Annotated in this window: 8 protein-coding genes and 2 pseudogenes; 4 read left to right on the top strand and 6 right to left on the bottom strand. The window is 51.4% G+C overall.

The annotated features are described in order from the left end of the window. Positions 1 to 171: 171 nt before the first annotated feature. The 3 genes from PMI23_RS17155 to PMI23_RS17145 form a co-directional block, all read right to left on the bottom strand. Positions 172 to 1,566, bottom strand: a complete 1,395-nt coding sequence (locus PMI23_RS17155) for an undecaprenyl-phosphate glucose phosphotransferase (protein ID WP_007950006.1) — start codon at positions 1,564 to 1,566, stop codon at positions 172 to 174. Between the two features lie 391 nt (positions 1,567 to 1,957). Next, positions 1,958 to 2,590, bottom strand: a complete 633-nt coding sequence (locus PMI23_RS17150; protein ID WP_007915505.1) for a winged helix-turn-helix domain-containing protein — start codon at positions 2,588 to 2,590, stop codon at positions 1,958 to 1,960. Between the two features lie 279 nt (positions 2,591 to 2,869). Continuing rightward, on the bottom strand, positions 2,870 to 3,610 hold the full coding sequence (locus PMI23_RS17145) for a winged helix-turn-helix domain-containing protein (RefSeq protein WP_007915508.1): 741 nt from the start codon (positions 3,608 to 3,610) through the stop codon (positions 2,870 to 2,872). Positions 3,611 to 4,196: 586 nt separating this feature from the next. Between PMI23_RS17145 and PMI23_RS17140 the strand changes: the two genes are divergently transcribed. After that, positions 4,197 to 5,030 carry an undecaprenyl-diphosphate phosphatase gene (locus PMI23_RS17140; protein ID WP_007915510.1) on the top strand — a complete coding sequence of 278 codons (834 nt, stop codon included), beginning with the start codon at positions 4,197 to 4,199 and terminating at the stop codon, positions 5,028 to 5,030. On the opposite strand, the gene PMI23_RS17135 is transcribed toward PMI23_RS17140, so the two are convergent. Both PMI23_RS17135 and dusA read right to left on the bottom strand, forming a co-directional pair. Beyond that, a complete protein-coding gene (locus tag PMI23_RS17135; protein ID WP_007950003.1) occupies positions 5,031 to 5,402 on the bottom strand; it encodes a DUF2388 domain-containing protein in 372 nt (123 codons plus the stop codon). Positions 5,403 to 5,477: 75 nt separating this feature from the next. After that, positions 5,478 to 6,464, bottom strand: a complete 987-nt coding sequence (dusA, locus tag PMI23_RS17130) for a tRNA dihydrouridine(20/20a) synthase DusA (protein ID WP_007915514.1) — start codon at positions 6,462 to 6,464, stop codon at positions 5,478 to 5,480. Between the two features lie 242 nt (positions 6,465 to 6,706). Here dusA and PMI23_RS17125 point away from each other — a divergent pair, with 242 nt between their 5' ends. Further along, positions 6,707 to 7,468 (top strand): hypothetical protein, encoded by a 762-nt coding sequence (locus tag PMI23_RS17125; RefSeq protein WP_007915516.1) that lies wholly within the window; start codon positions 6,707 to 6,709, stop codon positions 7,466 to 7,468. 76 nt (positions 7,469 to 7,544) lie between these two features. After that, positions 7,545 to 7,812 (top strand): annotated as a pseudogene (locus PMI23_RS30035) (phage portal protein); the annotation flags it as partial. Between the two features lie 28 nt (positions 7,813 to 7,840). On the opposite strand, the gene PMI23_RS17120 reads toward PMI23_RS30035, so the two are convergent. After that, positions 7,841 to 9,073, bottom strand: coding sequence for a RelA/SpoT domain-containing protein (locus PMI23_RS17120; protein WP_238539538.1), 1,233 nt, complete (start codon positions 9,071 to 9,073; stop codon positions 7,841 to 7,843). 429 nt (positions 9,074 to 9,502) lie between these two features. Here PMI23_RS17120 and PMI23_RS30300 point away from each other — a divergent pair. Beyond that, positions 9,503 to 9,613 (top strand): annotated as a pseudogene (locus tag PMI23_RS30300) (DUF6124 family protein); the annotation flags it as partial.

The following is a 9,613-nucleotide window of genomic DNA, read 5'->3' as shown; positions in this document are numbered from 1 at the left end:
GCCTGCTCGCGAAGGCGTCGGCACAGTCAGCATCATCATTGCCTGACCCACCGCCATCGCGAGCAGGCTCACTCCCACAGTTTTTGCATCCATCCAAGATCCGATTCCATCCCCAAATCCCAGGCACAAAAAAGGGGACTTTCGTCCCCTTGCGGTATACAGCTTCAAACCTCAGTAAATATCCTTCGACAACAACGTAAACGGCGTCTTCACCAGGATCTTCAGGTCCAGCCACAACGACCAGCTGTTGATGTACTGCAGGTCAATCTCGACACGCTTCTGCATCTTGTCGATGGTGTCCGTCTCACCGCGGCAGCCGCTGATCTGGGCCAGGCCGGTGATCCCCGGTTTAATCCGGTGACGCGCCATGTACGCGAGGATTTTCCCCGAGTAGTAGTTGTTGTGCGCGACGGCATGCGGGCGTGGGCCGACCAGAGCCATGTGCCCTTGCAGCACGTTGAACAGTTGCGGCAGTTCATCCAGCGAAGTGCGGCGAATAAAGCGGCCGACTGCGGTAATGCGCGAGTCATTACGGCTGGCCTGCTTCACATCACGGTCATCGTGAACACGCATCGAGCGGAACTTCCAGACCTTGATCACCTTGCCGTTCCAGCCATGACGATCCTGCTTGAAAAACACCGGGCCGGGCGAGTTGATCTTCACCGCCAACGCAATGATCAGCAGAATCGGACTCAGCGCGATGATCGCCAGAAACGCCACGGTTTTCTCGACCAGGCTCTTGCTCAAAGCAGCGGTAGGGCGGCTGGTCAACGGGCTCTCGTTCAAGTAGATCGCCGGCAAGCCGTCCACGACCTTCACCGAGTGATTCAGCAGGGTCAGACTGTTCAAGTCCGGCACCCACACCACGTCGACGTTGGCGCCCAACAAGTCACCATAAATCGCCTCGATTTTCGCGGCTTCACACAGCGGCAGGGTGATATACAAGCGGCGAATGTCATGCGCCTCGATCAGCTCCAGCAGTTGCTCCTGATCGCCAACCACGCGCGGTGCATCCGAACCCAGCGCAGACACATCGCCGTTGCTGACCAAACCTACCAGCGGCAGATTTTCCAGTTGGCTGAGCTTCTTCGCCAGACCCAACGCCAGTTCGCCGGTACCGACGATCAGCGTCTTGTGTTCGCTTTTACGCGAACGCTGGTAGTACTTGGAAAACGCATGCAGCGGAGCGTACAGAAACGCCTGACCAAGGAAGCCATACACCGCCCAGCTCAGAATCACCTGCCGCGAAAACAGCTCATCGGCCTGGCAGACAAAGGCGATGCACGCCAGCGCCGCCATGGTCATCGACCAACCCATAAACAGTCGACCGAGACCGGTCAGGTAATTGTCACGCTTGCGATACACACCGCTAAACGTATAAGCCGGCACCGACGCCAGTACCGCCAGCGTTGCACACATCCGGTAGTAAAACGCGACCGTCCCGGTGTGCTGCTCAGCGAGTATGAACAACAGCGTCACCACAAAGCCCTGTGCCAGCGCCCATTGGCCCCAAAAGGTCAGTCCCTTGAGGCCTGTGCTTCGATTGATACTTAGAGAAAGATCCATACGGTATCCCCAAAAGACGTCCATTCAGGTTTCAACAGTTGAAAACCGAGTTGTTATGCAGACTTATTGTTTTTGTTCTAACGAGTGTCCTGAGGTAACAACATCGATATGCCGAACTGTCGTCAGTCAATAGACTAAGTTATTGCCGGGAATGGTGTCTGACGAGTTCTAACAAGATGGCACAGTGCCAACTTTTTAATAATTAAATATAAGAGTGTTAGAAAAGGTCGCAGAGGAGGGGGTGAATAAATGATGTTGTATTTGTTACTGTTGGAGGGTGGAGGCAGGGAGTGTTCAAATCAAGGAGGAAGATGAAATCAAACAGAGTGCTCTTGTTGTTTTTGTAATCGCACTTTTTTCTGTTTGTTCTGTTCGTGGAGGTCTTGCGAGGTTACGCGACGATTTCCTGAATCAGGCAATAACCGCGGTTTCTGACGGCACGAAACAGTCGTTCGCCATGACTGGCGCTTTTGAACTTGTCTTGCAGGCGACTCAGGCACATCTCCAGGCCGCGATATTGTTCCGGCTCTCGGCCGATGCTGAGAATCAGCTCGTCACGACTGACAACACGCTCTTCATGGGTGAGCATTTTCCTGACCAGTGCTGTTTCCAGGCCAGTCAGGCTGATTTCGACACCTTCTTTGACCAGTGCACCCTGATCAGGGTCGAGATGCCAGGTTTCATTGCCGGGCATATCACCTTCAACGGCAGGTGGCATGTTGCGGGTTTCCCCGGTAATGGCCGGGACATTCTGGAAAGGATTAGCCGATTGCGCTGCGCGCCATTCGGACTCGAGCGTGGCCAATATTCGCTGAGTATCGTGTTCGATACTGCGCGGGGCATTTTTTCGACTGATGTCTGGATATGTGAACTCCATCACCATTGGAGCGGAAGAGGGCGAATCCACCCCTTCAAACGAATTGAAACGTTCGCTGGACAGCATGCTCTCCAGTTCGCGTTGCGACGTTGTACTGTGAGTCACGACAACAAAATATTTCCTTGGGAGGGTTGTACTAGTTTCCATGTCTCTCTCCTGAATACATACCAAAATTGGCTAAAAGATAAATCGGCAGGCGAGCAATGACTTCCTCGGAAGTAATCGATAGGCAGGGTCTGGGCCCAAGATTGGCCCTCGATAAATTCCACTCGATCTGCTGCTATGTTATGGAGTTTTATTGTTATGGGTCGTGTTGTCGCGCTCATTCAATTGCTTGATTTCAAGCAGGCGTGAAGCAGAACGGGAGCTATATGGTTGCATTAGACGATCCTTCGTACGTATGCAAATGGGATGGCTGCCCGAGAGTCAGGCAGTCGATATCAGACCCCGCAGCAGGCGATAGCCATAGCCGCGAATGCTCTGAATCGCGTTTGTACCATACATGTCCTTGATTTTTCCACGCAAGCGACTGATTGATTTTTCCAGTGCTCGAGGGTCGTAGAAATTGGCGTTGAGGCCCATGATGCTGGCGATTTCATCATGGCTCAGAATGTGATTGCTGGTTTGCGCGAAGGCTTCGAGGATCTTCATTTCGGCAAACGAGATGTCGAGTTTCTTGCTGGTGCCCATCAGGCAGATACGGGTCGGATCAAGCGTCAGATCGATATCGCGTTGCCATTCTTCACTGTTGAAGAACTCGCCCAGCAACTCGGCGCCATCCTCGGAAAGGGTATTGAGCTTGATACAAACATCCGCGCCAGCCAGATAATATTTGATCTTGTTGAAGGCGCCGCGACCGGTGATGACCGCGCAAATGATCGGTTTCAAGTTGTCGCTGCGCAGGTTCTCGACCAGCGCCAGATTGTCTTCGAGGGCCTGTGGGCTGTCGATAATCAGGAAGATCGCTCGATACGAACCAGACTGTTCATTCAACTGATATGCACTAGTGTACGCATTGGCTTCGAGCGCCATATCGGTACGTATATGCTGGGCGACTAGCGCTTTGAAATGTTCAGCCACGCCACGGGTACGACCCAGAGTAAGAACACCAGGTTCGTCGTTTGTCGGGCGCGGGCTTCTAGTCGCTAAGTTCGCTGAGAGCATCATGCATTGACTCGAATTAAGTGCTGACATCGGGATGTTAAAGCACCGGTTCTCATCTGTGACTGACAATTGGTAACATTCACGCGATTTTTAGACGTGGCTCCCGAGTTTTCTAACAATAATTAAGCTTTTCAAGCTTTTAGTTGATTTTCTCGGAAGGGTGAACTACTGCTTAGATGGTGGCGATATGCAATGGTGCCACTATTTTGAGCTTATTGCGATGGCTTTGTCTATGTCCATCTGCCACTGTCTGGCCATCTTTGGATAATGTGATATTGATCACACTTTATTGTCAGAGCAACTTTTTTCTGCAAAAAGGCCTAAATATTTTCTGCGTAGTTCGTCAGCCGACGATTATTAACATGGCTTGAGTGTGGCAATTCATAAGACCTATTCTTCAAGATCAAAAGATCGTCCGATCGCGGCCCGAACCTTCGGCAGTTCCTAAATTTGAAATGCATTCCCCTGTAGGAGCTGCCGAAGGCTGCGATCTTTTGATCTTCATATACGCCAATTGTGTAACTTCAGATACTCAACCCCTGAGTGTTATTACCCGGTCGCTCGCCAAGAGCGCTCTGACGGAGGATTAATGGATTTCTGGACCCTTTTCCAGGTGTTGATATTAGGTGCGGTAGAAGGCCTGACCGAGTTCTTGCCGATCTCGAGTACCGGCCACCAGATCATCGTCGCCGACTTGCTGGAATTCGGCGGCGAACGCGCTATGGCCTTCAACATCATTATTCAACTGGGTGCCATTCTTGCTGTCGTCTGGGAGTTTCGACCGAAGATCTTCGAAATCGTCAAAGGCTTGCCCACTGAACGTAATGCCCGACGCTTTACCCTCAACTTGCTCATCGCCTTTCTGCCCGCCGTGGTCTTGGGCGTGTTGTTCGCCGACGCCATCCACGAATACCTGTTCAACCCGATCACCGTCGCCGTGGCCCTGGTTGTCGGCGGCATCATCATGCTGTGGGCCGAACAGCGCAGCCATGTGATCAGCGTCGAACACGTCGACGACATGCGCTGGTCTCACGCACTGAAAGTCGGATTCGTACAATGCCTGGCGATGATTCCCGGCACCTCGCGCTCCGGCTCGACCATCATCGGCGGCCTGCTCTTCGGCCTGTCGCGCAAAGCCGCTACCGAGTTTTCGTTCTTCCTCGCCATGCCCACCATGGTCGGCGCCGCCGTGTACTCCGGCTACAAATACCGCGACCTGTTCCAGCCCAACGACCTGCCAGTCTTCGCCCTCGGCTTCGTCACCGCGTTCATCTTCGCCATGATCGCCGTGCGTGGCTTGCTCAAATTTATTGCCAACCACAGTTATGCCGCGTTCGCTTGGTACCGGATCGCGTTTGGTTTGTTGATTCTGGCAACGTGGCTGTTTGGCTGGGTCAACTGGACCGCCGCAGCGGCCGCCTGATCACTGAGCGCTGATCAACGCCGCAATGGCGAGATCGTTTAACGCCGAATCCGGCGACTCCTGGCGGTAGCGCTGCAAGGCCGAGGTGAAATACGCGGCCTGCAGCATGCCGTCGCTGGCCAGATAGAGTCGCGCGTCTTCTTGCTCCTCGGCAGAGTAAACACGCTTGTGACTGTCGGTCGTTTCCTGGCTAGTCGAAATAGGTGCGAGGATTAAAGACACCAAGGTGAAGCCGGAAAACTGCGTCACCTCCCACGGCGTATCAGTACGGCCCATGCAAAAGCCATCGCAGTGCGCATAAACGTCGGAAGTGAAGCTGAATAAGGCGAGGAGGCTGAAACGCTTGAAAGCAGAAAAAGTAAACGCGGGCATAAACAAAAGACATCCTGTCAGTACAACAAAACACCGGGCAACGCTCATGCATTGCCCGCACACTCAAACCATCAATCAACGACCTTCAAGCAACTCAGCCGCCTGATCCAGCAACGCCAATGGATCCTTGGCCTTGTGAATATCCACCGACAACAACTGACGGAATTTCCGCGCCCCCGGGAACCCCGTGCCCAGGCCCAGCACATGCCGCGTGATGTGATGCATCGCCCCACCGGCCAGCAAATGCTCGGCTATATAAGGACGCAACTGCGCCAACGCCTCAGCCCGACTGATCACCGGCGCCGAACTGCCAAACAACTGCTGATCCACCTCCGCCAGCAAATACGGATTGTGATAAGCCTCACGCCCCAACATCACACCATCAAACGTCTGCAAATGCTCAAGGCAAGCCTCCATCGTCTTGATCCCGCCATTCAGCACAATCTCCAACTCCGGAAAATCCGCCTTCAGCTGCGCCGCCACGTCATAACGCAACGGCGGAATGTCACGATTCTCCTTCGGCGACAAACCCTCCAGAATCGCAATCCGCGCATGCACGGTAAAACTGGTGCACCCGGCATCGCGAACGGTACCGACGAAATCGCATAGCTCTGCGTAACTGTCCCGACCGTTGATGCCGATGCGGTGCTTTACCGTCACCGGAATCGACACCGCGTCTTGCATTGCCTTCACACAATCCGCCACCAGTTGCGGGTGACCCATCAGGCAGGCGCCGATCATGTTGTTCTGCACACGATCGCTTGGGCAGCCGACGTTCAGGTTGACCTCGTCGTAACCGTGGTCTTGAGCCATGCGGGCGCAGGCAGCCAGATCCAACGGAACGCTACCGCCTAACTGCAACGCGAGAGGATGCTCGGCTTCGTTGTGACGGAGGAAACGTTCGTGATCGCCGTTTAGGAGCGCGCCGGTGGTGACCATTTCGGTATAGAGCAGGGCGTTCTTCGATAGGAGGCGTAGGAAGAAACGGCAATGGCGGTCAGTCCAATCCATCATCGGGGCGACGGAGAAGCGGCGGGAGAGTGGGGCGGTGATAGGGGACATTGGCGGTTCTGGGCTGGGTGTGGCTGGGAGGTGGGGAGTTTAACAGGATTGGCGGAAGGAGAATTACTGACTCTCTAGAAGGTTTTTGGCCAGAGGCCCTAAGAGGCGATGTCAAAGCAATAAAATTATTTCAGTGTATAGGCATATAATTATCGTCGTGATATGAATGCGTACCTTCCCTGTGTGGGTAAGGATGTCCATAGGGTTGGTTTTCTTTCAGCGTTTTATAATGGTGGGTGTAAATGGATTTCGAGTTTACATATACAAGGCTTGCGCGGACAGAGGCAAGTGAAAGTTATGTGGTGTGGCTTCGCGAAAATGGAAGTGACTCTAAAGATCGATTAGGGTTTCTTGAGCTGCATTTTGAGAGGCGCGTTGCTCATGGTACTTTAATAATTGAAAGAGAGTTGAGTTCAGAGGTTTTGGGATGGATAGTATCTAAGATCGATGATGAATTGGTAAATTATGAAAGGGAGGATTTTATTGTTTCTGTTTATCTAGGGGAGGAGGTTGGTTATTATTCGGATGTAATTGGTGAGGAGGAAAGGTCTTATCAGAAGGCCACTCGTGGTGATTTGAATGAGATTCACAAAACTATATCTAAAGTGATAGGTCGGCAGCAGGCTGCAAAGGGGAAACTGACAGAGCATGCAATATGTAGTTATTTTGAAAAGCTAGGTTTTCAATCAGAGATTGCTGATTCGCACTTAGATGCTGCAAAGGTCGATGTGGTAGCTACTTCCACTGAAGAGGTTTTGTATGTGCAGTCCAAGGCCGGCGTAATTTCAAGCTCCGAGATTCGAAAAGTTGTTTCGTCTGTTTCCAAGATTTCAGAATCGTCCGATCGAGTCGTATCGGCAGTTATCATCGCTAGGGAGTTTCCAATGGATGCAGAGATAAGGCGTCGCTCTCTAGAGTCTGAGTTTGGTGTTAATGTTATGTATATTCAGTTGTATCAAATATTGGCAGCTAGTCCTGAATATCGAAGAGCCCTCGGAGGGTAGTCGTGGATGTACCCCGAAAAGATGACTGACTTATTTTTATTGTTTTTGACTGATATATAAATCCGTACCCTTTTTCGTTGTTCCCGTGAGCGAGGTAGCAGCGAAGGATGTATTCAACTCGATAAAGAATTAGACGCAGGATATGTCGGCGCAGTTTGCGCATTCCACCGCAGTTAATGGCCACCGTTCCGCAGAACGCTGGCGGGTTTTTGTCCGATTCGGGAGGCAGCATGGATCTATGCTGCCAATGAGCTTGAGCGATTCAAATGCGGATGTTGCACCTGAGTGATTGGATTGGAGCGGAAGTTATTCGATTTAAAATATACGGAAATTTGGGGGAGTAATAAACTCCCCGTTTTGGTGTTCTGGTGATTATTCACCATCCTCATACATTGCCAAGAAGTTTGCGATGTCAGCTGGGTGATCGTTGGGTACCCGACCTAATTTGTCACATGCATCATCTAGCAGGCGAATGAACTCTCGGGCATCTGAGAAGTAGTTTCGAAATGCCAATCTAACTTCTTCACTTGAGTCCGCTCGTACCAATACGATGTCCTTGTTTGGCATCTGCTTCTCTAAGTCGAATAGCGCGCGTAAAGCATCTGGCGCGTCACGGTAACTCTTTACTTCAAGCTCTCCAGATTCGGAGAATATTAAAATGGTGTTCCGTTTGTCGGATATTTCGCCCTTCGCCTCATTAAGGCCGCGTAGAGTTTGAAGTAGCGAGAGCTCTTTGTCTAATACCAGAAAACGCTCAAGTAGCTCCCTGTCGGTAATTTCGGGGTATGGTCCCTTTAGCCCCTCATGTGCTCTGGCCAGAATTTCACTAGCCAAGGCCATAGCTTGTTCGTATCTACGATCGCCTTGTTTGAATTTTGGTTGGCTTTCGGTAATAAATCCAATTACCTCGATTGCTGTCGCCCAAGCATGCTGAACCAGCGTCCGATATTGAATCTCAATATACAAACCTGCAAGGTTCTGACCTGCTATCGAATTTACATCGTATTCATAGACGTCATGGATTCCCCTATAACCAGTGTCTTTCGGATTGTTTATATAATGGTACTTCTCTTCGTCATTTCGTCTTTTGTGTTTGAATCGCGCTTTGTGGAATTTTTCTCGGAAATCATAGAGCTCTTTTAGGCTTTGAAATATCAGTCGACAGCCAGCCACATCGTCCATTCGAGCTAGTTTCATTCCCGGGAGACGTCGAAGCTTGTTAAAAATAGTATTTTTACGCTTGTGTCGTTGAGCAACGATAATGTCAGTGTATTTTGTGCGAGTTCTTAGAATAGCTTGGAAGGTGTTTAAAACGCCCCTGTGTGCCGCTCGCCACTCTTCAATAGTGTCCAAGTCTTCCTTGCTCGCGGCATCAATGCGCACGTTGTCGCCCGCTCTGCTTACGCGCTTTCTTGATCCCCCGGGATAAATCGCTTCTCCAGCCATTTCGAAATCCTTTCTTTGATCGGTCGTCTTGCTGTGGTGCGCACGCGCATCAGCAATTTGTAATCTAAAAAACGAATAAAAGCCATCAGCAGCCAAAGGTTCATTGGGGCAAGGGGATTGCGAATGAGCAAAGAATTTGTGAGTTTCCGACAAACTCATTGAATGTTAGAAACGGGGACGGATCTATTTACCCGGAACTGGCTCAATTTTTCAAATTACCTACGTAAATCTTTCAATAATTCTGCGTTTGTTTAAAAACGTATCAGCGTCACCATCCATGCCCTACACCAGCTTGCGCCTCCCCCTACACCTAAGACAGAATCCCCCGGCTTGTACGTCTAGCACGCACGTTCTATCGTCGCCACATCACTAAAAACCAGTGATCGGGTTTGGTAGCGTCTAGATGCATCGCATCACCAATTTCAGTCGCTTTCCAAGGGCTCGAATTTCATGGTGGTCATGCGTGGGGCCCATTCGTGGGCGCCGGGTTCTAGTGCGACCGGTCTACCAACCCGCGTATGGCCGCCACCCATCGTTTGGTAGCGTGGGTGATGGCTTCTTTTAGTAATCGCGCTAGAGGTTCCATCTATGTTCAAAGTAACGCCCAACCCACCAGAAACCGATCCCGCATCCCCCTACGATTCCCTCAACCCGAAAAAACTCCACGAAGCCGCCGAGCGCGCGCTCGATCACTACCTC

It is taken from the genome of Pseudomonas sp. GM24 (assembly GCF_000282235.1).
Taxonomy (GTDB): Bacteria; Pseudomonadota; Gammaproteobacteria; order Pseudomonadales; family Pseudomonadaceae; genus Aquipseudomonas.
This window is presented reverse-complemented; position numbering and strand designations above follow the sequence as displayed.

Bases quoted from the DNA above. Each gene is read 5' to 3' on its own strand.
- PMI23_RS17150 (WP_007915505.1), bottom strand. From the start codon at position 2,590: ATGGAAACTAGTACAACCCTCCCAAGGAAATATTTTGTTGTCGTGACT.
- PMI23_RS17145 (WP_007915508.1), bottom strand. From the start codon at position 3,610: ATGATGCTCTCAGCGAACTTAGCGACTAGAAGCCCGCGCCCGACAAAC.
- PMI23_RS17135 (WP_007950003.1), bottom strand. From the start codon at position 5,402: ATGCCCGCGTTTACTTTTTCTGCTTTCAAGCGTTTCAGCCTCCTCGCC.
- PMI23_RS17155 (WP_007950006.1), bottom strand. From the start codon at position 1,566: ATGGATCTTTCTCTAAGTATCAATCGAAGCACAGGCCTCAAGGGACTG.
- PMI23_RS17120 (WP_238539538.1), bottom strand. From the start codon at position 9,073: ATGAGTTTGTCGGAAACTCACAAATTCTTTGCTCATTCGCAATCCCCT.
- dusA (WP_007915514.1), bottom strand. From the start codon at position 6,464: ATGTCCCCTATCACCGCCCCACTCTCCCGCCGCTTCTCCGTCGCCCCG.
- PMI23_RS17125 (WP_007915516.1), top strand. From the start codon at position 6,707: ATGGATTTCGAGTTTACATATACAAGGCTTGCGCGGACAGAGGCAAGT.
- PMI23_RS17140 (WP_007915510.1), top strand. From the start codon at position 4,197: ATGGATTTCTGGACCCTTTTCCAGGTGTTGATATTAGGTGCGGTAGAA.